This window comes from Bradyrhizobium stylosanthis (assembly GCF_001641335.1).
Classification (GTDB): Bacteria; Pseudomonadota; Alphaproteobacteria; order Rhizobiales; family Xanthobacteraceae; genus Bradyrhizobium; species Bradyrhizobium stylosanthis.
This window is the reverse complement of sequence record NZ_LVEM01000001.1, coordinates 1,021,087-1,045,987: the sequence shown is the minus strand read 5'-3', so window position 1 is coordinate 1,045,987 and position 24,901 is coordinate 1,021,087. Positions and strand designations below refer to the sequence as shown.

The 24,901-nt window shown below is 66.7% G+C and carries 21 protein-coding genes; 8 read left to right on the top strand and 13 right to left on the bottom strand.

The features are described 5' to 3' along the window. Positions 1-147: 147 nt before the first annotated feature. From A7X65_RS05190 to A7X65_RS05170, 5 genes are all read right to left on the bottom strand, one after another. Positions 148-2,622: a caspase family protein gene (locus A7X65_RS05190; RefSeq protein ID WP_063683222.1), complete on the bottom strand. Its 2,475-nt coding sequence runs from the start codon at positions 2,620-2,622 to the stop codon at positions 148-150. A 175-nt stretch (positions 2,623-2,797) separates the two neighbouring features. Beyond that, positions 2,798-3,568: a carbonic anhydrase gene (locus tag A7X65_RS05185; protein WP_063683221.1), complete on the bottom strand. Its 771-nt coding sequence runs from the start codon at positions 3,566-3,568 to the stop codon at positions 2,798-2,800. Between the two features lie 397 nt (positions 3,569-3,965). Continuing rightward, entirely contained in the window at positions 3,966-4,472 is a 507-nt protein-coding gene (locus tag A7X65_RS05180) for a DUF2846 domain-containing protein (RefSeq protein WP_245323275.1), read from the bottom strand. Between the two features lie 134 nt (positions 4,473-4,606). Continuing rightward, positions 4,607-8,110: a DNA polymerase III subunit alpha gene (gene dnaE, locus A7X65_RS05175; protein ID WP_063683220.1), complete on the bottom strand. Its 3,504-nt coding sequence runs from the start codon at positions 8,108-8,110 to the stop codon at positions 4,607-4,609. A 454-nt stretch (positions 8,111-8,564) separates the two neighbouring features. Next, positions 8,565-9,287 carry an outer membrane protein gene (locus A7X65_RS05170; protein ID WP_063683219.1) on the bottom strand — a complete coding sequence of 241 codons (723 nt, stop codon included), beginning with the start codon at positions 9,285-9,287 and terminating at the stop codon, positions 8,565-8,567. A 255-nt stretch (positions 9,288-9,542) separates the two neighbouring features. On the opposite strand from A7X65_RS05170, the gene A7X65_RS05165 reads away from it, so the two are divergent. The 3 genes from A7X65_RS05165 (at position 9,543) to A7X65_RS05155 (ending at position 11,564) form a co-directional block, all read left to right on the top strand. Next, positions 9,543-9,851, top strand: a complete 309-nt coding sequence (locus A7X65_RS05165; protein WP_063683218.1) for a DUF3551 domain-containing protein — start codon at positions 9,543-9,545, stop codon at positions 9,849-9,851. Between the two features lies 1 nt (position 9,852). Further along, complete coding sequence (locus A7X65_RS05160; protein WP_063683217.1) at positions 9,853-10,107, top strand: DUF3551 domain-containing protein; 255 nt, start codon at positions 9,853-9,855, stop codon at positions 10,105-10,107. Positions 10,108-10,265: 158 nt separating this feature from the next. Further along, positions 10,266-11,564, top strand: a complete 1,299-nt coding sequence (locus A7X65_RS05155) for an MFS transporter (RefSeq protein ID WP_063683216.1) — start codon at positions 10,266-10,268, stop codon at positions 11,562-11,564. A 3-nt stretch (positions 11,565-11,567) separates the two neighbouring features. Here A7X65_RS05155 and A7X65_RS05150 read toward each other — a convergent pair whose 3' ends face one another. Both A7X65_RS05150 and A7X65_RS05145 read right to left on the bottom strand, forming a co-directional pair. Next, complete coding sequence (locus A7X65_RS05150; protein WP_063683215.1) at positions 11,568-12,206, bottom strand: HD domain-containing protein; 639 nt, start codon at positions 12,204-12,206, stop codon at positions 11,568-11,570. A 50-nt stretch (positions 12,207-12,256) separates the two neighbouring features. Then, positions 12,257-12,718: a carboxymuconolactone decarboxylase family protein gene (locus A7X65_RS05145; protein ID WP_063683214.1), complete on the bottom strand. Its 462-nt coding sequence runs from the start codon at positions 12,716-12,718 to the stop codon at positions 12,257-12,259. 115 nt (positions 12,719-12,833) lie between these two features. On the opposite strand from A7X65_RS05145, the gene pdxR reads away from it, so the two are divergent. The 4 genes from pdxR to A7X65_RS05125 all read left to right on the top strand — a co-directional run bounded on the left by pdxR (position 12,834) and on the right by A7X65_RS05125 (position 17,189). Continuing rightward, entirely contained in the window at positions 12,834-14,240 is a 1,407-nt protein-coding gene (pdxR, locus tag A7X65_RS05140; protein WP_063683213.1) for a MocR-like pyridoxine biosynthesis transcription factor PdxR, read from the top strand. Between the two features lie 94 nt (positions 14,241-14,334). Next, the gene (locus A7X65_RS05135) at positions 14,335-15,585 is read left to right on the top strand and encodes a COG3904 family protein (RefSeq protein WP_063683212.1); all 1,251 of its coding nucleotides are present in this window, start codon (positions 14,335-14,337) and stop codon (positions 15,583-15,585) included. A 75-nt stretch (positions 15,586-15,660) separates the two neighbouring features. Next, complete coding sequence (locus A7X65_RS05130; protein WP_063683211.1) at positions 15,661-16,257, top strand: TetR/AcrR family transcriptional regulator; 597 nt, start codon at positions 15,661-15,663, stop codon at positions 16,255-16,257. A 71-nt stretch (positions 16,258-16,328) separates the two neighbouring features. Continuing rightward, a complete protein-coding gene (locus A7X65_RS05125) occupies positions 16,329-17,189 on the top strand; it encodes a DMT family transporter (protein WP_063683210.1) in 861 nt (286 codons plus the stop codon). Here the strand turns inward: A7X65_RS05125 and A7X65_RS05120 are convergent. Next, positions 17,186-17,959 (bottom strand): helix-turn-helix transcriptional regulator, encoded by a 774-nt coding sequence (locus A7X65_RS05120; RefSeq protein WP_063683209.1) that lies wholly within the window; start codon positions 17,957-17,959, stop codon positions 17,186-17,188. The genes A7X65_RS05125 and A7X65_RS05120 overlap by 4 nt on opposite strands. 109 nt (positions 17,960-18,068) lie before the next feature. On the opposite strand from A7X65_RS05120, the gene A7X65_RS05115 reads away from it, so the two are divergent. Beyond that, on the top strand, positions 18,069-19,148 hold the full coding sequence (locus tag A7X65_RS05115) for a zinc-binding dehydrogenase (RefSeq protein ID WP_063683208.1): 1,080 nt from the start codon (positions 18,069-18,071) through the stop codon (positions 19,146-19,148). 129 nt (positions 19,149-19,277) lie between these two features. On the opposite strand, the gene A7X65_RS05110 is transcribed toward A7X65_RS05115, so the two are convergent. The 5 genes from A7X65_RS05110 to A7X65_RS05090 form a co-directional block, all read right to left on the bottom strand. Continuing rightward, on the bottom strand, positions 19,278-19,979 hold the full coding sequence (locus A7X65_RS05110) for an ABC transporter ATP-binding protein (RefSeq protein ID WP_063683207.1): 702 nt from the start codon (positions 19,977-19,979) through the stop codon (positions 19,278-19,280). Positions 19,980-19,986: 7 nt separating this feature from the next. Continuing rightward, positions 19,987-21,267, bottom strand: coding sequence for a lipoprotein-releasing ABC transporter permease subunit (locus tag A7X65_RS05105; RefSeq protein WP_063683206.1), 1,281 nt, complete (start codon positions 21,265-21,267; stop codon positions 19,987-19,989). A 72-nt stretch (positions 21,268-21,339) separates the two neighbouring features. Further along, on the bottom strand, positions 21,340-22,659 hold the full coding sequence (gene proS, locus A7X65_RS05100; protein WP_063683205.1) for a proline--tRNA ligase: 1,320 nt from the start codon (positions 22,657-22,659) through the stop codon (positions 21,340-21,342). A 151-nt stretch (positions 22,660-22,810) separates the two neighbouring features. Beyond that, complete coding sequence (locus tag A7X65_RS05095; RefSeq protein WP_063683204.1) at positions 22,811-24,373, bottom strand: copper resistance CopC/CopD family protein; 1,563 nt, start codon at positions 24,371-24,373, stop codon at positions 22,811-22,813. Further along, positions 24,373-24,891, bottom strand: coding sequence for a YcnI family copper-binding membrane protein (locus A7X65_RS05090; RefSeq protein ID WP_063683203.1), 519 nt, complete (start codon positions 24,889-24,891; stop codon positions 24,373-24,375). Before A7X65_RS05090 ends, A7X65_RS05095 begins: the two co-directional genes overlap by 1 nt. Between the last annotated feature and the right edge of the window lie 10 nt (positions 24,892-24,901).

Genomic DNA, 24,901 nt, shown 5'->3' with positions numbered 1-24,901 from the left:
GCCACCGGACGGCCTTGCGAGCCATGCTTCCGTGTGAGATGGCGCGCTATATAGCGCGATTTTGGCCAGAAGCAAGGAAATAAGGGTCTTTCAGGGGCGGTTTTCGCCCGCGAAAGACCCCTCCTCCGTCAATACCACCCTACCGTCCTAGCACTTCTGCTGGTTCGGGGGGCACTTCTTGGCGGCCGGCGGCGGGGCGGCCGGGCGTGGCGGGGGTGCCGCCGGACGCGGCGGGGCCACGGCCACCCGGGGCGGCGGCGGTGGAGCAGGCCGAGCCACCGGGGGCGGCGCGGGCCGGGCCGCGGCGACCGGCGGCGGAGCGGGTCGCGGCGGCGGAGGCGCCGCCATGCGCGGCGGCGGCGCCGACACCCGGGGCGGAGGTGGTGGCGGCGTCGGCCGCGCCACGGCCTGGGGCCGCGGCGGCGGAGCAGCGGGTCTGGCCGCCTGTGGTGGCGGGGCCGTCGGCCGGCCCTGCGGCCGGATCGGCTCATGCGCAGCCGACGGCGGCGGCGCGACCGGCTTTCCGGCTGCGGCCGGAGGCGGACCGGACGGCTCGCGGGCTGCGGACTTGCCGCGATCGCCAGGCCCCGCCCCGACCGGGGTCTGGACCACCGGCGGTTTCGGCGGCTGGCCGGGCGCAGGCGTCGGATTCGTCGTGGTGGGCGCAGCCGTTACCGAACCGGCACCATTCGGCGCACCGGGATGGCCAGGCAGCGTCGTCGTGCCGGGAGCTGCGGCCGTCGGCGCCCCCGGTTGAGGCGGCGTCGAACCAGGCGCGTCCGCGGTCGGCGCAGGCCTGCCGCCTGGCAATGGCCCTGCCCCCGCCGGCGGTGCCGGCGGACCGCCATGGGAGCCCGGAACCGGCAGCGTGTTGGCCGCAGGCAACCTGGCCTGTGGCGCGGCGTTCGGGGCCACATTTGGTGCAGCGGTGCCTGGTGCGGCGACGCCCGGCAAAGCGCTTGGCGCGACGTTCGCCGGCGTCCCCGGAGGTGTCCCGGGCCTCGCCATAGGCCGGATCGTCGCGCTCGGCGGCATCGGCGCCTTGCCTTCCTGAATCAGGGCGGCGCGTTGCGTGGCGGCTTGCGGCAGGACCGGTCCGACCGCGTTGGCGCGGCCGGCAATCGCCGGCGTCAGATTGCCGGGCCCGGTCCCTCCTCCGGGCCCGACCGGCGCTGCGGGCGGCCGGTTGATGACGGTGTTGATCACCGTGGTGTTGTGGATGTTGGCGTAGATGATGTTGTTCGGCGGCGGCGCGACATAGACCGGCGGCCGCACGAACACCGGGATCGGCACGAACACCGGCTGCGGCAGCACGAACAGGCCGATCACCGGCAGCGGCGGCGGCAGCACGATGAAATCCGGCGGCGGCGGCGGCAGGTAATAGACCGGCGGCGGAGGTGGCGGCGCGAAGCCGAAATCGGGATCGCTGAAATACAGCACCGGACGGTCGACATAGACCACTTCCTCCGGCGGCGGTGGCGGCACGTCGTAGTCGATCATCGCAAAGCTCGGCGGCGGCTCGACCGGTGCGGTGAGGATCGCAAGGCGGCGGCGCGCATCGCCCGCGTGCGGCCCGCGCGGATAGCGGCGCAGATACGACCAATAGGCCTCCGGCGTGTCGGTCCGGTAGGTGCGGCGCCAGGTGATCGCCTCGCGGCGCGCCGCGACGATCGCCATCACGCGCTTCGACATCGGATCGCCCGGATAGGCGGCGAGAAACTCCTCATAGGCCGGCAGCGTGTCGCGCTCGAGCGCGGCCGCATAGGCATCCCGCACGCCGAGATCGCGGATCGGCTTGTTCCGGATCGCGGCGACCTGATCCGGTGCGGTCTCCGGCGGCGCATCGGGCGCGCGCTCGAAGAAGGAGAATGGCGCCGATATCTTCTGCTCGTTCCACGGCACCTGCGCGCCCTTGCTGGCCTCGTTGACGCGCAGACGGACGCGGTCGAACACGTCGGCCAGCGACAAGCCGCCGGTGCGGATCATCTCCGCCAGCGACTGCGCATAGATGCCGTAGGGCCCCGGCTCCTCCGGCGCGACCGTACCGGGCGCGGCATTGAAGGCGATCAGCATGTTCGGATCGGGCTCGACCAGCGCCAGTCCGCTCGCGATCGGCTGGCCGCCCTCGATGAAGGGCTGCGCGCGGGCCGCATCGAGCACGAGGATGTTGGCCTTGAGCGGAATGGAAGCGAGCTGGCGCGCATAGTCGCTAAGGCGCAGGGCTTCGGTCGGAATGTCGGTGTCGCGGGTGATGTTGGAATCAACCGGGATGAAATAGTTCTCGCCGGCGAGCTGCACGCCATAGCCGGCCAGATAAACCATTGCGACGGTGCCGGGACCCGAGGCCTGCGCCTTCTGGACGAAATCGCGAAAGCTCTTGCGCAGCGTGTCGCCGTCGAGATCGCGCGCGCCGACGACGTCGAAGCCCGCCGCCTGCAGCGTCTGCGCGATCAGGCCGGCATCGTTCGCGGTCGTCGCCAGCGGCGACTTGGCATAGGCGCCGTTACCGACCACGAGCGCGATGCGCTTTTCCGGCTGCTGCGCACGCGCCTGGTGCGCGCCCGCGGCAAGGACCGCCATCGGCAGGAGAAGGCAGATGAAGATTTTGAGCGTCCCACGCATGGCTTGTGCCCGCTTTTGTTGTTGAGGTGGCCACCGCACATCAAACGCGCGGCCGGCTGAATGGCTCTTGAACGAAAAGCGCGGATTGAGGCGGCGGCATGACGCCCCCGCCCCACATCAAACCCAGCGTCAGGTCGGCGTAAGCCTCGCGACCGCAATGCGGCGCGAGCCCCGCTCAGCCCTGCGCGATCAAATCGACCGTTCCGGTCGTGAGCCGGTAGATGCCGCCGACGACCTTCAGCTTACCCTGCTCCACGGCCGCATTGAGGATCGGCGCCGCCGCCTTCAGCTTGGCGACGTTGTCGACCACGTTCTGCCGGATTGCCTTGTTGAGCACGTCCCCGCCCTGCTGCATCGCAGCCTTCGCGGCCGGCGCGATCGCATCGACCAGCGACGGGATATGTCCCGGCGGCTGCTTGTCGTCCTTGATCGCCTTCAGCGTCGCGTCGACCGCGCCGCAGGCATCATGGCCGAGCACGAGGATCAGCGGCGCGTTCAGCACTGCGACTGCATATTCCATGCTCGCGATGGTCTCGGTGCCCGCGAAGTTTCCGGCAACGCGACAGACGAAGAGATCGCCGCGGCCGGTATCGAAAGCGTATTCCGGCGCGATGCGGGAATCCGCACAGCTCAGCACGGCCGCGAACGGGTTCTGCCCGCCGGCCAGTGCCTCGCGTTCGTGCTTGAAATCGTGACGCCGCGCCACGCCCGAAACGTAGCGTCCGTTGCCCTCCATCAGTCGCTTCAACGACTCGTCGGGCGACAGCACGTTCTGCGGCTTTGGTGGCTGCTTGGCCTCCTTTGCCGAGGCGCCGTTGGCGAAAGGTCCGCCGGCGAAGGCCATGCCAAACGCAGCGGCGCCAAACAGCATCGCCGACCGCCGTGACGGCACGACGTCTTGATGCAGTGATTGATGATGCAGAGAGTCAGAGCACTTGTCGCACATGTGACGTTTCCCCAGTTACCGTGGACGAATGGAAGTGCCGCGAGGATAGGTACGCCGATGTGAAGAAATAACAAATGTTAAGTGATGCAACCGACGATTGCTGCAATGCAAACCGTACCGCAAAGCCAAAACGATTGCTCATCGTGCGCCTCACGACTGCACGGGCTTGCGCCGGCCTGCATCATTCGAAACCAGCCCCCCCAAAGAGCGATCCGAGAAGGTCGCCGCAATTTTTCCTCTCAACAACGCAAGCGGCACGCGTTCGCGTGAAGATCGTGCTCAAGCAACGATCCAGATCACGGTGGCGATTCGTCCAGATCTCGTCGCGCTCCAAAGCTGCTGCCCGTCACCCCTGCAGCGGCGCAGGGCGGAGGCAGTTCATCGTACTGCGTACGCCCTACTCGACGGCTTGCAGCTCCGCGAGCTTCGTGCGCGCGGTTGCCTCGTCCAGGGCGACGATTTCGCCCGGGCCGGGATTGGCCTCGCCGGCCGTCGCGACGGACACGACCGCCAGTCCGGCCAGACCGCCGAGCACCGCGGCTCCGGTCGTGGCGTCGTGCCTCGCACTGCTCTTGATCAGGTAGAAGTGCGTCCGGCCGGCTTCCATCACGATCTGGCGCTTGGTGTCGCCGGGAAACAGCGCCTCGGTCACCAGCACGTCGTGACGCCCGGCCGGAAGATCGGCATAGGCGTATTTCCCGGCCACGATCTTCCCGAGCGGCGCACCATCGAGTTTCACCTCGCAGGCACAGATCGCCATGCTGAGGCCGTTGCGCTTGTCCTGCAGAAACACCACGCGCGAATGTCCCGCGCGCGGAGGACCGATCTTCTTCGACACGGATGCAAAGTCGGTTCCGACCCGATCACTCACACACCCAGCCAGCATCACGCCGGCGGCCAGCACCAAAGCGCCCCATCGCAGCATTGCATACCCCAGTCCATTCCCCGGGATATGCTAGCCAGAATCAGCGCAAGGTTGCAACCGATCCATTATGACAACTTTGTCGTATGACCGGCCGGCCGCAACGCGCGATGCAGCTAGATCTGCTGCACGTCCACCACGCCCGCCACCGCCTTGATCGCGCCGGCGATCTGCGGCGAGACCTTGAAGCGGCCGGGCAGCTTCATCTCCACCTCGGTCTCGAGGTCGAGCATCATCACCAGCGAGACCTCGCCGTCGCCGTTGGAGCGCGGCGCGATGGCCGGGCTGCCGACCTTTGGCGCAGCGCCGTTCGGGGCGGCCGCATCGGGACCGGCCAGGCGCTTGGCGATCGAGTCCAGCGGCTTGGTGTCGCGCAGGAAGATGCGCAGGCCCTTCTGCGTCTTGGCCGCGGCGTCGTCGAGCGGCTCGGCATGCAGCACGCGGGCGCGCACGTCCTCGCCCTGGAGCTCGGCGCCGAGCTGGAGCAGCACGGCGGCGCCCGGCTCCAGCACGTCGCGATATTGCGCGAGACCTTCGGAGAACAACACCGCTTCGAAATGCCCGGTCGGGTCCGACAGGCCCATGATGCCCATCTTGTTGCCAGTCTTGGTGCGTCGCTCCATGCGCGAGACGACAGTCGCCGCGACCTTGCCGGCGGTGGCGCCGGTCTTCACCGCGCGCGAGAATTCGGCCCAGCTCTGCACGCGCAGCCGCTTCAGGACGGTGGCGTAGTCGTCGAGCGGATGTCCCGACAGGAAGAAGCCGATCGCATCGTATTCGCGGCGCAGCCGCTCGGCCGGCAGCCATGCCTCGATCTGCGGCAGCATGATGGTCGGCGCGTCGGCCGACATGCCGAACATGTCGTTCTGGCCGACGGTCGCAGCTTCATGCGCGCGCTGGCAGGCGGCGAGGATCGCATCCGCGCCGGCGAACACGCGCGCCCGGTTCGGCTCCAGCGTGTCGAAGGCGCCGGCGGCGGCGAGACTTTCGATGATGCGCTTGTTGATCGCGCGCGGCGACACCCGCGCGGCGAAATCGGCGAGTGAAGTGAACAGGCCGTTCTTGGTACGCTCCTCGATGATCTGGTCGATGGCCTGGATGCCGACCCCCTTGAGCGCGGCGAGCGCGTAGTAGATGACCTTGTCGCCGACCTCGAAGGTCGCGCCCGAACGGTTGATGTTCGGCGGCTCGACCTTGATGCCGAGGCGCTGCGCCTCGGAGCGGAATTCGGAGAGCTTGTCCGTGTTGTTCAGATCCAGCGTCATGGACGCCGCGATGAACTCCACCGGATAATGCGCCTTCATGTAGGCGGTGTGGTACGACACCAGCGCATAGGCCGCCGCGTGGCTCTTGTTGAAGCCGTAGTCGGCGAATTTCGCCAAGAGCTCGAAGATGGTCTCGGCCTGCGCCTTCGGCACGCCGTTCTTCACCGCACCCGCAACGAAGATGTCGCGCTGCTTGTCCATCTCGGCGCGGATCTTCTTGCCCATGGCGCGGCGCAGCAGGTCGGCGTCGCCGAGCGAGTAGCCCGACATCACCTGCGCGATCTGCATCACCTGTTCCTGGTAGATGATGACGCCGAAGGTCTCCTTCAGGATCGGCTCCAGCACGGGGTGCAGGTATTCCGGCTCCTCGTCGCCGTGCTTGCGCGCGCAATAGGTCGGGATGTTCGCCATCGGGCCGGGTCGATACAGCGCGACCAGCGCGATGATGTCCTCGAAACGGTCGGGGCGCATGTCGACCAGCGCGCGCCGCATGCCCTGGCTTTCAACCTGGAACACGCCGACCACCTCGCCGCGTGCCAGCATCTGGTAGCTGTCGGCATCGTCGATCGGCAGCGTGGCGAGATCGACATGGATGTCGCGCGGCTTCAGCAGCTTGCAGGCGACGTCGAGCACGGTGAGCGTCTTCAGGCCGAGGAAGTCGAACTTCACGAGGCCCGCCGGCTCGACCCATTTCATGTTGAACTGGGTCACCGGCATGTCCGATTTCGGATCGCGGTACATCGGCACGAGTTCGCTCAAGGGGCGATCGCCGATCACGATGCCGGCCGCGTGCGTCGAGGCGTGACGGGTCAGGCCCTCGAGGCGCTGCGCGATGTCGAAGGCGCGTGCCACCACCGGGTCTTCGTCGCGGAACGCCTGGAGCTTCGGCTCGCTCTCGATCGCGGCCGCCAGCGTCACCGGCGCAGCCGGATTCTGCGGCACGAGCTTGGTCAGCTTGTCGACCTGGCCGTAGGGCATCTGCAGCACGCGGCCGACGTCGCGCAGCACGCCGCGCGCCTGCAGCGTACCGAAGGTGATGATCTGCGCCACCTGGTCGCGGCCGTAGCGCTCCTGGACGTACTTGATCACCTCGCCGCGGCGGTCCTGGCAGAAGTCGATGTCGAAGTCCGGCATCGAGACGCGTTCCGGATTGAGGAAGCGCTCGAACAGCAGGCCGAACTTGATCGGGTCGAGGTCGGTGATGGTCAGGGCCCACGCCACCAGCGAGCCTGCGCCGGAGCCGCGGCCCGGTCCGACCGGGATGCCATGCGCCTTGGCCCATTTGATGAAGTCGGACACGATCAGGAAGTAGCCCGCGTACTTCATGCGCATGATGACGTCGAGCTCGAACGCCAGGCGCTTGTCGTAGTCCTCGTCCGTCATGCCCTGCGACAGGCCATGCACGCGCAGGCGGTTGGCGAGGCCCTCCTCCGCCTGCCGCTTCAGCTCGGCGGCCTCGACCGCGGCGGCATCCGAACTGGCGGCGGCGCCGACCGTGAAGAACGGCAGGATCGGCTTGCGCGTCATCGGGCGGAACGAGCAGCGCTCGGCGATCTCGACCGTCGAGGCCAGCACCTCCGGGATGTCGGCGAACAGCACCGCCATCTCGGCGCGGGTCTTGAAGCGATGATCGGGCGTGAGCTGGACGCGATCGGTCTCGGCGATCAGCCGGCCGCCGGCGATGCAGAGCAGCGCGTCATGCGCCTCGTAATCGTCGGTCGATGCGAAATACGGCTCGTTCGTCGCGACCAGCGGCAGGCCCTTCGCATAGGCGATGTCGATCAAGCCGCCCTCGATGCGCCGCTCCTTGTCGATGTTGTGGCGCTGCAGCTCGATATAGAGGCGGTCGCCGAACAGGCTGGCCAGGCGCTCGCATCGCGTCGCGGCGAGGTCGGCCATGCCGCCGGCGAGCGCCAGCGAGATCGGCCCGTCCGGTCCGCCCGTCAGCGCGATCAGCCCCTCGGTCTCGCCCTCGAACCAGTCGAACTTGATGAACGGAGCATGGCTGTCGGGCGTTTCGAGGAACGCCCGCGAGTTCAGCCGCATCAGGCTGCGATAGCCGCGCTCCTGCGCGGCGAGCAGCACGATTCGCGACGGACCCATCGCATTGCGCGCGTTCGGATCCTGATCGCCGAAGTCGATCGCGAGTTCGCAGCCGACGATCGGCTGGATGCCGGAACCCGCCATCTTGTCGGAGAACTCAAGCGCCCCGAACAGATTGTCGGTGTCGGTCAGCGCCAGCGCGGGCTGGTGGTCTTTCTTCGCGAGCTCAGCGAGCTTGGCGATCTTGATCGAGCCCTTGAGCAGCGAATAGGCCGAGTGAACGTGAAGGTGGACAAATCCGGCGCTCGGCATGGTCGCGTGACGGCCTCTTGCAGATGAGATGGAGCGGTCGCCGGCTCCTTAGGGCATCATGCACCCGCTCGCCGACTCGCCTCGCAATGGTGGGGTGTCGCAGCTCCAGAGTCCACGCCGGACCGGCCGATCCGCCGCGTCGTCCCGCTTTTCCCCAACCCGGCCATCCCGTGCGGCCGTGCAGTCAGAGTTGCGGTATCACCTGGGCCCAGATCGCGATCATCCCGACGAACAGCGTGATGGACGCCAGTGCAGCCGCCTCTTCCACGAAAATCCTGAACATGGTCTCGCTCCCTTGCTAGAACGTATGAAGAACATTGTTCTCATTTCGTTCACGGGAGTCAAGCCGGACCAACGATCTCGCAAGCGGATGGTTAACTCGCTGAATTCACGCAATAAAAAAGCCCCGGCCGATGGCCGGGGCTTTCGCGAGCGCTCGAAAGAGCGGTCGGTATCAATAACGGCCGATGATCGGGCCGCCGAACTTGTAGTTCAGGCGGACGAGGCCCATGTCGACGTCCTGACGGATGCGATCGGTCGACGGCACCAGAGCGAAGGTGACGTCCTTGTCCTGCAGGAAGATGTGGTTGTACTCGACGCCAACCGACCAGTTCGGCGCAAAGCCGTACTCGAGGCCGGCACCGACCGTGCCACCCCAGCGGGTCTGGTCGTTCGAGGCGAGCAGCGCGCCCGAAGCGGTGCTGAACACGTCGTACTTGGTGCTGGCGACAGCGGCACCGCCCTTGACGTAGAGCAGGACGTTGTTCCAGGCGTAGCCGACCTGACCGGTGATCAGACCGAACGAATCGATCTTCGAGTGGTTGCGGGTCGCGAACAGCGCGCTGACGTTGTCGCCCGAGAAGTCAGCCCAGTTGCCCTGACCTTCGATGCCGAACACCCACTGGCCGGACTGCCAGCGATAGCCGACCTGGCCACCGACCGTGCCGCCCGTCGCATCGTGCGAACCTTCACGGCCACCGCCGACGACGTCCCAGGTCGAGTGCGCCGAACCGCCGCCGCCGTTGATGCCGATGTAGAAGCCGCTCCAGTCGTAGATCGCGGCGACCATCGCGGGCGCCTTGGTGTAAGGACGCGCGGCGAGGTCAGCAGCGAGCGCCGGCGCAGTCGCGCTCAGCGCGACGAGGCTCACAGCAGCAAGCAACAAATTCTTCTTCATTTGATTCCCGTTCCAGTTTCGTCGTTAGGCCCCCGGGCCGTGGCGTCGTCATATCAGCGCTCGACGGAATTGCTGTAACCACGACGCAACAGTCCGCGCCAAAGGCCCGCGCTTCATTAATGAAGATTTATCGGAGCGCGCTGGAAACCCTTTGAAACAAGTGTTTTCGAGAGTTCCATTGTCGGCGACACGCGATAGAATGCGTGCGCGCGTAACATCGTCGCGCGCACATTCACGTGATTGGAGAAACGAGAAATGCGTGGACGAATTGCCCTCCCCATTGTCGCCACACTTTCGCTCGCAATCGCCACATTCACGTTTACGCTGAGCGCGAGTAAGCCTGCACGCGCATTCGGTACGCATCACGCGTTCTGCCTCACGGGCGATGAATGGCCGGGACTGAGCAATTGCATGTTCGACACCTACGCGCAGTGTCAGGCGAGCGCTTCGGGCCGCGCGCTGACCTGCATCGCAAATCCGTATTTCGGGGGACAAAGCGATGATCCCTATGCGTATCAGAATCGTCCACGCAACCTGGTGCCGGGCTACTATCTGCCGCGCTGAGATGCGCAGGCCCGCCCTCGCCCTCCTCGTCGCGGGCGCGCTGCTCGCGAGCGCGACCGCGCATGCGCAGACCTACGATCCGCGTTTTCCGGTCTGCATGCAGATCTACGGCCCCGTCGGTTATGCCGACTGCCGCTACGCGACGCTCGAGCAGTGCAGATATCTCGCGGTCGGCCGGTCGGCGACCTGCATCGTGAATCCGTATTTCGCGCGGAACGAACCGAAGGCCCGGTCCCGGACGCGACGCGACCATTGAGCGGCAGGTGCAAATCGGGAGGCTGATATGCGCGCCGCCATTCGGCGAGCTTGCAGCGTTGACGCAAGCCGGCACAGGTTTAAGTAGGTCGGACAAATCTTGCAGGGGTGGCGACGTTCGCTGGGCTGGTTCCCGTTGCCGCCACCAATGCAGGACTCATGACGACCTCGCCTCACGCGACCTCGCCGCGCGCCCACTCACCCGCCGCCGCAGCTCCCCCTCACCTCGCCATCGTCCTCGTCTCGCTCGCGATGGGCGGCTTTGCGATCGGAACCACCGAATTCGCATCGATGAGCCTGCTGCCGTTCTTCGCTGCCGACCTCGGCATCGACGAGCCGACCGCGGGACATGCGATCAGTGCCTACGCGCTCGGCGTCGTGCTGGGCGCACCGCTGATCGCCGTGCTCGGCGCGCGGTTCGCGCGGCGCACGCAATTGCTGGCCTTGATGCTGGTGTTCGCGCTCGGCAACGCGCTGACCGCGCTCGCGCCCGGCTTCGGCTGGATGATCGCGGCGCGTTTCCTCTCGGGGCTGCCGCACGGCGCCTATTTCGGCATCGCCGCCCTGGTCGCCGCCTCACTCGTGCCGTTCGACCGCCGCTCTCGGGTGGTTGGCCAAGTGATGCTCGGCTTGACGGTCGCGACCATTATCGGCGTGCCGCTGGCCAATTTGATCGGCCAGGCGATCGGCTGGCGCGCAAGCTTTGGCCTCGTCTCGGTGCTGGCGCTGCTCACGGTGCTGCTCTGCGCCCTGTTCGCGCCACGCGACCAGGCCGGCCGGTCCGATCCGCTGCGCGAGCTCGGTGCGCTCCGAAACGGCCGCATCTGGATCACGCTGGCAATCGGCGCCATTGGCTTCGGCGGCATGTTCGCGGTCTATACCTATCTGGCGACCACGCTGATCGAGGTGACGAAGGTCAGCGTCACCGTCATCCCGTTCTTCCTGGCCATCTTTGGCATCGGCGCCACGCTTGGCAATCTGTTCGTGCCGCGCTTTGCCGACCGCGCCTTGATGCCGACGGCGGGCGTGATCCTGCTGTTTGCCGCCGTCGCGCTGCTGGTCTTCCCGCTTGTCGCCGGCAATCCGTGGCTGCTGGCGATCGACGTCTTTGCGATCGGCGCCAGCGTCTCGCTCGGCGCCATCCTGCAGACCCGGCTGATGGACGTCGCCGGCGATGCGCAGGCGCTCGCCGCCGCGCTCAACCATTCGGCGTTCAACACCGCCAACGCGCTCGGCCCGTTCCTGGGCGGAATCGCCATTCGCGAGGGGCTGGGCTGGACCTCCACCGGTCCCGTCGGCGCGGTGCTCGCGCTGCTTGGCTTCCTGATCTGGATCGTTGCCTGGCGCGACGCCGGGTCCACGCCGGTCGTCGTCGATATCGCTCCGTTGGCTCCCGCCAGACCTGCGCCGCCATTGGCGCCGGATCATCAGAACCGTACCAGGGACAGGGTGGCGTAACGGCTAGCTCTGCCAGGGCGTATTCCGGATGCGCGTGCACGCGTTCGGCTTGTGGAAGCTCGGATCGTGATCCTGGATGTAGTCGAAGTTCACCGTCCCGAACGTCGTCTGCGGCTTCTTCAGGGCTGAGCAGGTCTGCACCTTCAGGAACTCGTTCTTGAAGTCGCCGCGCGGAAACGCCGATATCACCTGGTCGCGCTGCTCGGGCGTGTAGTCGTCATATCCAACACCGACGACGTCCACCAGGACGCCGGCATTGGTGAGTGCGATCTCCGGCCGCATGAATTGCGGAATGCCGGGGGTGGTGTGCAGCGCGATCGCCTCCCACACCAGATCGGATTGCGCTTCGCCGATGCCGCGCGCCCGGAGGAAATCGCGCGCGGCGTCGGCACCGTCGACCTCGAACCGTTTGGTCTCGCTGTGATAGTGATCGACCAGGCCGAGGTCGTGAAACAGCGCCGCGACATAGAGCAGTTCGGCATCGAACTTCAGCTTCTGACGCTGCCCCTTCATGGCGCCGAACACATAGACGCGGACCGAATGGTTGAACAGCATCTCGTCTTCGTAGCTGCGCACCAGCTCAGTGGCTTCGCGCGCCAGCTTGCTGTCGGGGATCGTCACGCCGGAGATCACATTGGTCATCTTAAAGCTCCTGCCTTGCACACACATCGGTCGATTGCGTTCGCGGCCGGTCAGGCGGCCTTTGCCAGCACGGCTTGCGGCGTCTTGCGGAAGCTGATGGCCATCCGGTTGTAGGTGTTCATCAGGCCGATCGCGATGGTGAGATCGACGAGCTCGCGCTCCCCAAAGACGGCTCGCGCCGCTTCATAGGCCTCCTCAGGCACGCCGGTGTCCGCAACGCGCGTCACCGTCTCGGCCCATGCAAGGGCCGCGCGCTCGCGCGCGTCGAAGAGATCGCCTGCTTCGGCCCATGCCTGCAACAGCGCGAGCTTTTCGATCTTCACCCCGCCCTTGAGCAGATCGCGCGTGTGCATGTCGAGACAATAGGCGCAGTTGTTGATCTGCGACACGCGTAGATAGACGAGGTTCACCAGCGTCGCAGGCAGGTCGCTTTGCAGGATGTAGCCATAGACGCCGCCCAGCGCCTTGACGCCTGAAGGTGCGATGCGTTCGTAGTCGAGACGTCCAGTCATTGCCTTGCTCCTTGATGGTCTTTTGGGCTGCCCGGCCCTTTTCTCCCCTGTAGGTGCCCCTGCCCTGGTCCACAAAAAAGCACCAAGAACGCGCAAAAAGGGTGTACCACGGGCCATGACCCGACCGCTGCGGCTGGAGCTCGATCGATCCGCCAGGACCCCGCTGGCCGAGCAGATCCATGGGGGGATCAGGGCCGCCATCGAGAGCGGCGTGCTCGCCCCGGGCGCGCGCCTGCCGTCCTGGCAGGACCTGGCGGCCCAGCTTGGCGTCGCGCGCGGCACGGTACGGTCGGCCTACGAGAAGCTCTCTTCGGCCCAGTTGATCGTCGCCTCCCGCGCGAGCGGAACGCATGTCGCGGACCGGCCGTCGCTTCCGGTTCGGCAGGACAAGGCCCCGGACCCCGGCTCCTTCATGGAGATGTACCAGGAGCTCACGGCGGGGCCGGCGATCTTCCAGATGGGCGTGCCGGCGCAGGAGACCTTTCCCGCCACGCTGCTCGCACGCATCCGCGCGCAGGCGGTTCGCGTCGAAATGAGCGCGCCGGCGATCTATCCGGATCCGCGCGGCGAGCCGGACTTGCGCCGCGAGATCGCCGCCTACCTTGCGCTCGCGCGCGGGATCGAATGCGCACCGTCACAGATCGTCGTCACCGCCGGCTTCAGCGGCGGCCTCGGCCTTGCGCTCCGCGTGCTCGGCCTCGAGCAGAAGACGGCCTGGGTGGAGGACCCCGGCTTCCCGTTCACGCGGCACGGCCTTGCGCTTGCGCGCCTGTCGCTCGCACCGATCCCCGTCGATGCCGACGGCATCGACGTCGCCTACGGGCTGCAGCACGCTCCCGACGCGGCGCTGGCTGTCGTGACGCCGGGACAGCAGGCGCCGCTCGGATCGACCCTGTCGCTGGAACGGCGCTCGCGCCTGCTCGACTGGGCCGCACAGCGCGGCGCCTGGGTGATCGAGGACGATTATCTCAGCGAGCTTCAGCTCAAGGGCCGGGCCACGCCGGCGCTCGCCTCGCTCGACCGCGCCGGCCGCGTCATTCACGTCGGCTCCTTCAGCAAGACCGTCACGCCGGCCTTGCGCCTCGGCTTCGTCGTGGCCCCCGCGGCGCTCGCCTCGCGCTTTGCCGAAGCTGCGGCATGCCTTGCACCGGCGCCCGGGCCGGCGGTGCAGCGCGCGATGGCCGATTTCATGCGCGACGGCCATTATCTGCGGCACCTCCGCCGCACCAAGCGGGCTTACGCGGCGCAGGCCGATGCGCTGGTGAAATATCTGCGTCCACGCACCGCCAACGTTGCGATTGCCGGATTGGCGGCGGTGCTGCGACTGCCGGACGGAGCGCCCGATCTTCCGATCGCCCGGGACGCCGCATCGTTCGGGTTGGCGCCGACCGCGCTGTCGCTCTGGTATGGGTCGCAGGCGTCGGCGCGCCCGGGCCTGCTGCTCGGCGTTGCGACATCCCCGCTGAAGCGGATCGAGGCGTCGTGCGAGCGGCTGCTGCAGATCATCGACCGTTTCAAATGATCGGCCTTCGCACTTCGTCATGCCACCGAAAGTTGTGCACGGGGTGATCTTCGTATAGCCTCCATCCGTGTCTTGCCGCGCGGTCTCCCAGTTCATGCTCGCCCGTATCCTGCTTGTCGTTGCCGCGCTGTCGATATCGGGCGCATTGCATGCGGAAACGCCGGCACAGAAAGCCGGGATGCCCTCCACGCTGACGATCTATCTCGCCAAGGGCGCGCCCGATGCGTGCGGGCCGGGCTGCGACCGCTGGATCGCCGTCGAGGGCGAGATCGATGGCGGGGCCGCGCCGCGCATTCGCCGCTTCCTCGCCGCCATCAAGGACACGCAGCGCCCGATCTACTTCTATTCGCCCGGCGGCAATGTCGATCAATCCTACGCGATCGGACGGCTGCTGCGCAGCCGCAAGGCGGTCGCGCGGGTCGGCCGCACCACCGTGACGGCCTGCGCGGCAGGCACGCAGATCGACGCCGCATGCCTGAAGATGAAGAACGCCGGCGGCGAACTCGAGGCCGAGCTCACCACCCGCAACGCGATGTGCAATTCGGCCTGTGGCTACCTCTTCCTCGGTGCGACGTCCCGCGAGGTGGCGCCCGACGCTGCGCTGGCGGTCCACAATTCCAGGCTGATCTTCCGCGTTCGCGGCGATCCTCCGCCACAGATCATCGCCGAGGCGAGGCAGCGCCGCATGGCGAGCGCCGAGCGCGAGCGCGCCGCGTTCATCACCTCGATGGGGATCAGCCGCGAGCTCGATGCCCTGATCCACACCGTGAAGTTCGAGAACCTGCACGTGCTGACGCGATACGAGCTCTATCGTTTCGGCATCGACACCCGGCCGCTTGCGGAAACGACGTGGAGACTGGAGAAGTCCGCGCGGCCGTACGTCCGCAAGCTCGCCGTGCTGAAGACGAGCGAAAGCTCGTTCCGGACCATGGAGTGGCGCCTGTCCTGCGAAAGCAGGACGCACGTGCCGCTGTGGTTCGCCGGCGAAATCGACGAGGCCTCCACCGGCACAAGCACGCTTCTGATGACGGCGGACGCCTCCGACAAGCAGGCCGGAGGAGCCCCGATCCGATCCGGCAAGTACGAGACCTGGCGCGGCAACATCGATGCCGACATGCTCAAGGCGATCCTGGCCTCGCGCTCCCTGCATGTCCGCGAGACCATCGCGATGCCGGACGACAAGACCGACGAGACCAAATTCGACATCGACCTGACGGGCCTCGCCTCGCTGTGGAGCCAGCTCAAATCATCCTGCGCGCTGTCGGCGCTCAGCCCGATCAGTCCGTGGCCTCCGGTTCCGCAGCCGAACGCCAGCGCAACGCCTTCGGCGGCGCCGGCGCCATAGGATCGGGCTCGGAAGTGGCCCTTGCGATATATGGACCGAATGGTCTATATATCCGCGATGCTCCGCCCAGCCCCCGTGCAACCGACCCGCGGCCGCCCGCGAAGCTTCGACGTCGATGCCGCCGTCGAACGCGCGATGAATGTGTTCTGGTCGCGCGGCTATCACGCTACGGCGCTGCCGGATCTTCTTCGCGCGACGCGGCTGTCGCGCGGCAGCCTCTACGCCGCGTTCGGCGACAAGCACTCGCTGTTCCTGCTTGCACTCGATCGCTACATCGCCGACGCCATCGCGCGGATGGACGTCGAGCTTGCCCCGCACAGGGATCCCGTCGAGGGTCTGCGAACCTTCCTTGCCGGCTATGTCGAGCGCACCAGCGGCACCAATGGACGTCGCGGCTGCCTGCTCGTCGCCACCGCCATGGAGCTGGCCGGCCAGGATGCCGAGGTCGGCCGCCGCGTCGCGGGCTTCTTCAAGGCGATGGAGGCGAGGCTCGCCGATGCATTGTCCCGCGCCAAGGCGGCGGAGAAGCTGGCGGATCGTGTCGAGCCTGCAAGCGCCGCCCGCATTCTCGTCTGTTTCGTCGAAGGCCTGCGCGTGATCGGCAAGACCACGCCGGCGCGGACCTCGTCGCAAGCCAGTGCTGACGCTCTTCTCGACCGTTTCGTGAGCTAACCACCCGTATGACGCGCGTCGTATCGGCGCGTCGATATTTAGACCGATCGGTCTTGAAAGGAAGAAGTCCGATGTCCGCGATCCAGATCGTCTGCGCGGTGGCGGTACCCCTGCTCTGGGGTTATCAGTTCGTGGCCATCAAGGTCGGCGTCGCGGAATTTCCGCCGCTCTTCTTCCTCGCCTTGCGCTTTCTCGCCATTGCGCTGCTGCTCGTCCCCTTCGTCAAAAGGCCAACGCGTCGACAGCTCGGCCCTGTCATCGCCATCTCGATCTTCCTCGGCGGTCTGAACTTCGGGCTGTTCTATGTCGGCCTTGGGCTCGGCTCGGGAAGCATGTCGGCGGTCGCCTACCAGCTCGCCACGCCCTTCACCGTCCTGCTGGCGTGGCCGCTGCTCGCGGAACGACCGTCTCTGACCACGTCCGCCGGCGTGGCGCTTGCGTTCGCCGGCGTGGTCGTGCTGGCAGCCGAGCCCGGCCTGTCGGCAAGGCCGCTTCCGCTGCTGCTCGTGATCGGGGCCGCTTTCGCATTCGCGGTCTCCAACGTCCTGACCAAACGCTACGGGCCGTTCGATCCCTTGATGCTGATGGGATGGTCGTCGCTGCTGACGGTGCCGCAGGTGCTGTTGATGTCGCTGCTGCTCGAATACGGCCAGTTGGCAAGCCTCGCTTCAGCGGATGGACGCGGCTGGCTCGCCCTCGCCTACACGATCTTCATCGGCGGCATCGTCGGCTTTAGTCTCTGGTTCTGGCTGATCGCGCGCTGCTCGATGAGTCGCGTCGCGCCCTTCGGCCTGCTGCTCCCGGTGTTCGCCCTGATGTCGAGCGTGCTGTTCCTCGGCGACGAGGTGACGCCGAAACTGATTGTTGGCGGGCTGCTCGCGATCTCCGGCGTCGCCATGACGCAAATACGACCGGTCATCCGGGCAGCCTAAACCGGCGTGTAGATCACAAGCTTCAGCGCGGGATCGTCATTGGCCTGAAAGCTCGTGTGCTCGAAATGCAGCACGCCGAGGGTCGGATGGTTCATGGTCTTGCGGCCCGACATGGTGCTGCGGATCTCGTGCGCTTCCCACCATTTGACGAATTCCGGACTGCCCGCGCGCAGCCGCGTCAGCAGCTCGGTGAAGGCGGGATCGCCGGCCCAGACGTCGTGGGTGGCGCGAAACATCGCGACCATGGCCTTGGCGACGTCGGCCCAGCCTGCGCCGTAACGCTTGCGCGTCTGCTTGTTGGTCATCATGAGGAGCAGCGTGTTGCGATCCTGCTCGGGCAACTGACCGAAAGCAAAGATCTCCTCGGCGGGATCGTTCCAGGCCAGCACGTCCCACCGCCGCCCGGTGATGTAGGCCGGCTGGTTCAGGCTCTCGATCATCCGCCGGATCGACGGCGGCACGACCTCCGGCACGAACGCGCGCTTGTCGCCGTCGCGCGCCAGCGCCTTCAGATGCGCGTGCTCGGTCTTCGACAGGCGCAGCGCACGGGCCAGCGCGTCGATCGTGGTGACCGAGGGACTGACGGTGCGGCCCTGCTCGAGGCGGATGTACCAGTCGACGCCGATGCCGGCGAGCTGCGCGACCTCCTCGCGGCGCAGTCCCGCGGTACGGCGCCGGCGGCCTGCCGGAAGCCCGACGATCTTCGGCGACAGCTTCTCGCGGCGGGACCGCAGGAAGTCGCCGAATTCGACGCGGCGTGGATCGGCCATGATGTCGCTCCCGCGATGGAGGGATTTTGCAATACTAGGATAATACCAGGCCTTCTTGTCCGTTCAAGGGCGGGGCATATCGGCTTCATCCATCCCCGAGGTGAACATCATGAAAGCTGCCGTGCTCAAATCCTTCGGCTCGCCCCTGGCGATCGAGACTGTCCCCGAACCGGTGCTCGGCACCGGCGAGGTCATCATCGACGTCGTAGCCACGCGCGTGCTGTCCTACATGAACGAGGTCTTCGACGGGACGCGCAACTATGCGCTCGACCTGCCGATCATCCCCGGACCGGGCGGCATCGGCCGGGTGCGCGCGGTCGGCCCGGACGCGACGAAGCTCAGCGTCGGCGACTGGGTGTTCTGCGACCCGACGGTGCGCTCGCGCGACGATGCCGTCGCGCCTGACATCGCCCTGCAGGGACTCACGGCCGCCGGTCCCGGCGGCATGCGGCTACAGCAGCATTTTCGCCATGGCTCGTTTGCCGGGCAGATGCGCGTGCCCACCGAGAACGTCAAACGCATCGGCGAGATCACGCCGGAGCAGGCCGCGCAATGGTGCGCGCTCGGCACGCTGCTGGTGCCCTATGGCGGCTTCCTCGCCGCCAATTTGCAAGCCGGCGAGACCGTGCTGGTGAGCGGCGCCACCGGCAATTTCGGCAGCGCGGCGGTGTCCGTCGCGCTGGCGATGGGCGCGGCCTGCGTGGTGACGCCGGGCCGCAACGAGACGATCCTCGCTGACCTCGTCCGCCGCTTCGGCAGCCGGGTGAAGCCGGTCAGGCTGACCGGCAATGAGGATGACGACCGCGAGGCGATGAAGCGCGCCGCGCCCGGCCCGATCGACTGCGTGTTCGACATCATGCCGCCCTCGGTCAGTCCGACCGTTGTGCGCGCGGCGGTCATGACGGTGCGGGCCTATGGCCGCGTCGTGCTGATGGGCGGCGTTGGGATGGCCGGCGGCGCCGGCCTCGAGCTGCCCTACCCCTGGATCATGCGCAACTGCATCAGTATTCGCGGCGTCTGGATGTATCCGCCGGACGCGGCCGCACGCCTGATCGCTCTGGTGCGCTCGGGGCTGCTGCGGCTGGAGGAGTATGAGACCACCGCCTTCGACCTCGACCACGCCAACGACGCCGTTGCGCACGCCGCGGCCAACGGCGGCCCGTTCAAACTGACGGTCATCAGGCCGTAATTCGCCGTCCCGCTGCGGCGATGCGCGGTCGCAGCGGTTATGCCCGGCATCTCAAAGGATTGGGAGGCGTCACCCCGCCAGTAGCCGCCGGTGTTCGGCTACTGTGCATGGGGTTGTTTTCGTAACTTTTTATTCGAGCTCGACGACTTGGCCGTTCGCCAGCGACACGCGCCGGTCCATGCGGCCGGCGAGCTCCATGTTGTGGGTCGCGATCAGCATGGAGACCTGGGTCGCCTTGACCAGTTGCATCAGGGCCTGGAACACGTGGTCCGCGGTGTGCGGATCGAGATTGCCGGTCGGCTCGTCCGCGAACAGCACCCGCGGCGCGTTCGCCACCGCGCGTGCGATCGCCACGCGCTGCTGCTCGCCGCCCGACAGCTCCGCGGGACGATGGGTGATGCGGTCGCCGAGGCCGAGATAGCCCAAAATCTCCTTGGCGCGCTTGACGCTCTCGGACTTCTTCAGGCCGCGGATCATCTGCGGCATCATGACGTTCTCGAGCGCCGAGAACTCCGGCAGCAGCCGGTGCGACTGGTAGACGAAGCCGATATCGGTGCGGCGCAGCTGGGTGCGCTCGATGTCGGGCAGCTGCGAGGTCGGCGCGCCGTTGACATAGACTTCGCCGGAATCGGGCGCTTCGAGCAACCCCGCGATGTGCAGCAGCGTCGACTTGCCCGAGCCGGACGGCGCGACCAGCGCAACCGACTGGCCCGGCCACAGCGCGAGCTTGGCGCCGTCCAGGATCGTCAGCGGCACCTCGCCCTGCAAGTACTGCCGCTTTATCTCGTGGAGATAAATGACCGGTACATCGTCAGCCCCCTGCTGCTCCATCAGCCCCTCACTCGTACCGGAGCGCTTCGACGGGGTCGAGGCGCGCGGCGCGCCAGGACGGATACAGCGTCGCCAGGAACGACAGCGTCAGCGCCATGATGACGACCGCCGTGGTCTCGCCGATGTCGATCTCGGCCGGCAGCTTCGACAGGAAGTAGAGCTCCGGCGAGAACAGCTCGGTCGAGGTCAGCCAGGACAGGAATTGCCGGATCGACTCGATGTTGAGGCAGATGACGAGACCGACGATGAAGCCGACCAGCGTGCCGACCACGCCGATCGAGGCGCCGGTGATCAGGAAGATGCGCATGATCGAGCCCTGCGAGGCGCCCATGGTGCGCAGGATCGCGATGTCGCTGCCCTTGTCCTTCACCAGCATGATCAGGCCGGAGACGATGTTGAGCGCCGCGACCAGCACGATCATAGTCAGGATCAGGAACATCACGTTGCGCTCGACCTGGAGCGCGTTGAAGAAGGTCGAGTTGCGCTGCCGCCAGTCGACCAGGAACACCGGCCTGCCCGCCGCCTCCGTCACCGCCTGGCGGAAGGCGACGATCTGGTCGGGATTGGTGGTGAACACCTCGATCGAGGTGACGTCGTTGCTGCGGTTGAAATAGGCCTGCGCCTCCGCGAGCGGCATGAACACGAAGCCGAGATCGTATTCGGACATGCCGATCTCGAACACGGCGACGATCTTGTAGGGCTTGATGCGCGGCGTGGTGCCCATCGGGGTGACCGCGCCCTTCGGCGCCACCAGCGTGATGCTGTCGCCGGCATGCAGCGACAGCTGGTCGGCGAGGCGCCGGCCGATCGCGACGCCCTGCCCCTCGTCAAAGCCCTCGAGCGAGCCCTGCTTGATGTTCTTGGCGATCGAGGTGAGGTTGTTGAGGTCGTCGGAGCGGATGCCGCGCACCAGGACGCCCGAGGCGTTCCACGGCGAGGACGCCAGCGCCTGGCCGTCCACCACGGGGGCGGCCAGCCGGATGCCTTTGACCTGGCTGAGGCGGTCGGCGACGTCCTTCCAGTCGGTCAGCGGCGATTCCAGCGGCTGCACCAGGATGTGGCCGTTCAGGCCCAGGATCTTGTCCAGCAGTTCCTTGCGGAAGCCATTCATGACGGCCATGACGATGATCAGCGTCGCCACGCCGAGCATGATGCCGAGGAACGAGAACCCGGCGATCACCGAGATGAATCCCTCCTTGCGGCGCGCCCGCAGGTAGCGCGCCGACAGCATCCACTCGAATGGCGCAAAAGGCGCGGTTGGCTTGGCTTCAGTCATGGTTTCATCCATCGCTCGATAATCCCATGATTCGGGGGCAAATGTGGCCGGATTACCGGCCCGCTATCGCGCGATGAACACTATTCAGCCGACCAGCCGGGCGACTGCGTCCGCAGGCGACATGGTCTCGCGGGAGCCGTCGCTGCGCCGCTTGATCTCGACCTTGCCGTCGGCGAGCCCCTTCGGCCCGATCATGATCTGCCAGGGGATGCCGATCAGGTCGGCGGCGGCGAATTTGGCGCCGGCGCGCTGGTCGGTGTCGTCATAGAGCACGTCGACGCCCTTGGCCTGGAGCTCGGCATAGAGCTGCTCGCAGGCCGCATCGACCGCCGCATCGCCCTGCTTGAGGTTCAGGATCGAGACGCGGAACGGGGCCACCGCCTCCGGCCATTTGATGCCGGCATCGTCATGGCAGGCCTCGATGATGGCACCCAGGAGGCGCGAGACGCCGACGCCGTAGGAGCCGCCATGGATCGGCACATCGACGCCGTCGGGGCCTGCGACCAGGGCCTTCATGGCGTCGGAGTATTTGGTACCGAAATAGAAGATCTGGCCGACCTCGATGCCGCGGGTGTTGACCCGCTTGTCCGCGGGCACTTCCTGCTCGAACCGGGCGGCATCATGAACGTCTTCCGTCGCGGCGTAGACCGAGGTCCACTGCTTGATGATCGGCGTCAGGTCGCTGTCATAGTCGACGTCCTCGCCCGGCACCGGCAGCTCCAGTACGTCGCGATTGATGAACACGCCGGATTCGCCGGTTTCCGCGAGCACGATGAATTCGTGGCTGAGATCGCCGCCGATCGGACCGGTCTCGGCGCGCATCGGGATCGCCTTCAGCCCCATCCGCGCGAAGGTCCGCAAATAGGCGACGAACATCTTGTTGTAGGCGACGCGCGCGGCGGCCTCGTTGAGGTCGAAGGAATAGGCATCCTTCATCAGGAACTCGCGGCCGCGCATCACGCCGAAGCGCGGACGCTGCTCGTCGCGGAATTTCCATTGGATGTGATAGAGATTCAGCGGCAGGTTCTTGTAAGACTTCACGTACGCGCGAAAAATCTCGGTGATCATTTCCTCGTTGGTCGGCCCGTACAGCAGCTCGCGCTTGTGGCGGTCGGCGATGCGGAGCATCTCCGGGCCGTAGGCGTCGTAGCGGCCGCTCTCGCGCCAGAGGTCGGCGAGCTGCAGCGTCGGCATCAACAGTTCCAGCGCGCCGGAACGGTCCTGCTCCTCGCGCACGATCTGCTCGATCTTCTTCAGCACGCGAAAGCCGAGCGGCAGCCAGGCATAGATGCCGGCCGCTTCCTGCCGGATCATGCCGGCGCGCAGCATCAGCCGATGCGAGACGATCTCCGCCTCTTTCGGATTTTCCTTCAGGATGGGCAGAAAGAATCGCGACAACCGCATGGCAATACTCGAGGAATCAGTGAGGGCCTGCAGTGAAACCGGATTGGGAGCGAAAATACAAGGCCGGGAATGAGGAAAAGCCGCTAACGCGGCGGAATTCCTTGTCATTTTTCCGTTGCCTTGAGGTTTAACTTGAACCGCGCAGGCCCCACTAAGGGGGCGCCAGCTCGAGATCGTCCTCGAGCGTGACCTGCTCGAAATCGGTCACCAGCGCATCGATCCGGACATGCCAGCGGCCGGCGAAGGGCAGCTCGGCCTTGGCGACATGCCAGTAGCCGTCAGGTCCGAGCGAGGCGCCCCGCTCGATCGGCTCGATGCCGCGCTCGGGCAGGCTGAGCGTCAGCGTCACCTCCTTGGCCGAAAGCGGCGTCGCCTCTCCCGTCATGAGCTGGAGCACGAAGTCGTTGGCGCCCGCCTTCCCCGGCGAGACCAGCACCTGGAACATCGCCTTGTCGGTGTGAATGTGGATCGCCAGCGGCGTCTCGGGAACAATGGTCCGCGGCGGCGGCGTGAAACGCCAGCCGGCAACGAGGGCGAAGATGCCGAGGGCGATGATGCATTCGAGTACGATCGAACGCTTCAATGCAGACGCGGCGTTCCCCTTCCCCGCCAGGGCCGGCGTCAGCCGAAACCGGTTGAGTGCGGCCAGCGCCAGCAGGACGACGGCCAGACCAAGCTTGATCGACAGGATGGTCCCGTAGCGGGTCTCGACCAGCGCCGACGGCTTTTCGAGCTGAACGATGGCAAGGCCAAGACCGGTCAACGCCAGCACACCGACCGCCAGCACAGCGACGCGGGAAAAGCGATTCACGACCGGGAGAGCCGCAGTGGCCGGCTTCGACATCAGCGCGGCGAGCGGCGCGAGGGCTCCGATCCAGAAGGCGACACCGACGCCATGAAGGAAAATCGCCGGCCGCGTCAGCGCCTCCGGCGGTGCCGTTGCGGCGTGCCCGGTCATGGCGAGCGACAGGCCGACGCCGATGAATGCGACGACCGCGCAGGCGCGCGCATACCACGCGCTGCGCAGCGCCGTCATTGCAAGCAGCATCGCCACGACTGCAACGAGCAGCGCGGGGCCGGCGCTGGCTGCGAATGCGACCTTCCACGGAGCAACCGTTGCGAGCGCCGCCGGCGGCAGGCCGAGGAGATCGAGACCCAGCACGCCCAGGGAGACAACCGCGCTCGGAATGCCGACCAACAGCGCGACGCGCGGCACGGTCAGGCCCGTCATCGACCAGGCGACACAGCGCGCGAAGAACACACCGCCGATGCCGACGAACAGCCCGAGATAGAGACCGACCCGCGCCAGCCAGATCAGCGCGTTCAACCCGCGGTCCACATTGGCGGGGGGTTGCGTTCCCGTCGGTATGCCGATCGAAAAGATCACCGATCCCGCGACGGGATGACCGTCCTGTGAGATCACGCGGTAACTCACGACTGCCGTGCCTTGCGGCAGATCCGGCGGCATGGCGACCGAGATCGTCTCGCCCGATGCGCTGACGCGCGCATCGTCCCGTGCCCTGCCCGCTCCGTCGATCAGCCGGACCGCGCCCGGCGTCACCGCCTCGTTGAAGCGCAGCTCCACGGACTTGGGCGCAGCCGCCAGCATGCTGCCGCTCGCCGGCTCGACCGCGACGAGCGCCGCATGCGCAAAGGCGCCGGTCGCGAAGCCGACAACAAGGAGCAGCGTCGCAAGCGCGGCGAAGAGGCGCATCACGGTTTGGGCAGCAGCTTCACGCCAGGCGCCGGCGAGTTGCCCTCGTGCGAGTGCTTTGCCCCCTCCGCCGGGATTTCGATCCAGCGGCTGACGCCAGTCTCGCATTCCTGGACGACCGGGAAATACAAGGTCGTGTTCGGCTTCAGGCTATCGGTGAGAAAGCTGCTGATGACGAACTCATCGTAATTGTGATCCGGCAGCTTGCCCCCGGACCAGGCGACTTCCTTGACGCCGGAAGATAGCTTGTTGCCGTGATAGTCGTACTCGTTGGTGTATTTTCCCTCGACGACGTCGACGCTCCAGCCCGCTTTCGGCATCGGCTTCACCGCGATGACGCCCTCCGGAATCTGCACCCGGATTTTTGTCGTGGGCGAACCCTTGCAGCCATGCGGCACGGCGAAGACGGCCTTGTAGTAGGAACCGACCGCCGCCTGCTTGGTCTCTAGCGTGATATGCGCCGCCGCGGGCGACGCCGCGCATGCGGCGATCAGGATCAGGCAAAAACGCTTCGACATGTTCGGGCCC

What these genes read in the sequence shown, in the direction of transcription:
- A7X65_RS05190 (WP_063683222.1), bottom strand. Translation starts at nt 2,622, where the DNA reads ATGCGTGGGACGCTCAAAATCTTCATCTGCCTTCTCCTGCCGATGGCG.
- A7X65_RS05185 (WP_063683221.1), bottom strand. Translation starts at nt 3,568, where the DNA reads ATGTGCGACAAGTGCTCTGACTCTCTGCATCATCAATCACTGCATCAA.
- dnaE (WP_063683220.1), bottom strand. Translation starts at nt 8,110, where the DNA reads ATGCCGAGCGCCGGATTTGTCCACCTTCACGTTCACTCGGCCTATTCG.
- A7X65_RS05170 (WP_063683219.1), bottom strand. Translation starts at nt 9,287, where the DNA reads ATGAAGAAGAATTTGTTGCTTGCTGCTGTGAGCCTCGTCGCGCTGAGC.
- A7X65_RS05165 (WP_063683218.1), top strand. Translation starts at nt 9,543, where the DNA reads ATGCGTGGACGAATTGCCCTCCCCATTGTCGCCACACTTTCGCTCGCA.
- A7X65_RS05160 (WP_063683217.1), top strand. Translation starts at nt 9,853, where the DNA reads ATGCGCAGGCCCGCCCTCGCCCTCCTCGTCGCGGGCGCGCTGCTCGCG.
- A7X65_RS05155 (WP_063683216.1), top strand. Translation starts at nt 10,266, where the DNA reads ATGACGACCTCGCCTCACGCGACCTCGCCGCGCGCCCACTCACCCGCC.
- A7X65_RS05150 (WP_063683215.1), bottom strand. Translation starts at nt 12,206, where the DNA reads ATGACCAATGTGATCTCCGGCGTGACGATCCCCGACAGCAAGCTGGCG.
- A7X65_RS05145 (WP_063683214.1), bottom strand. Translation starts at nt 12,718, where the DNA reads ATGACTGGACGTCTCGACTACGAACGCATCGCACCTTCAGGCGTCAAG.
- pdxR (WP_063683213.1), top strand. Translation starts at nt 12,834, where the DNA reads ATGACCCGACCGCTGCGGCTGGAGCTCGATCGATCCGCCAGGACCCCG.
- A7X65_RS05135 (WP_063683212.1), top strand. Translation starts at nt 14,335, where the DNA reads ATGCTCGCCCGTATCCTGCTTGTCGTTGCCGCGCTGTCGATATCGGGC.
- A7X65_RS05125 (WP_063683210.1), top strand. Translation starts at nt 16,329, where the DNA reads ATGTCCGCGATCCAGATCGTCTGCGCGGTGGCGGTACCCCTGCTCTGG.
- A7X65_RS05120 (WP_063683209.1), bottom strand. Translation starts at nt 17,959, where the DNA reads ATGGCCGATCCACGCCGCGTCGAATTCGGCGACTTCCTGCGGTCCCGC.
- A7X65_RS05115 (WP_063683208.1), top strand. Translation starts at nt 18,069, where the DNA reads ATGAAAGCTGCCGTGCTCAAATCCTTCGGCTCGCCCCTGGCGATCGAG.
- A7X65_RS05110 (WP_063683207.1), bottom strand. Translation starts at nt 19,979, where the DNA reads ATGGAGCAGCAGGGGGCTGACGATGTACCGGTCATTTATCTCCACGAG.
- A7X65_RS05105 (WP_063683206.1), bottom strand. Translation starts at nt 21,267, where the DNA reads ATGGATGAAACCATGACTGAAGCCAAGCCAACCGCGCCTTTTGCGCCA.
- proS (WP_063683205.1), bottom strand. Translation starts at nt 22,659, where the DNA reads ATGCGGTTGTCGCGATTCTTTCTGCCCATCCTGAAGGAAAATCCGAAA.
- A7X65_RS05095 (WP_063683204.1), bottom strand. Translation starts at nt 24,373, where the DNA reads ATGCGCCTCTTCGCCGCGCTTGCGACGCTGCTCCTTGTTGTCGGCTTC.
- A7X65_RS05090 (WP_063683203.1), bottom strand. Translation starts at nt 24,891, where the DNA reads ATGTCGAAGCGTTTTTGCCTGATCCTGATCGCCGCATGCGCGGCGTCG.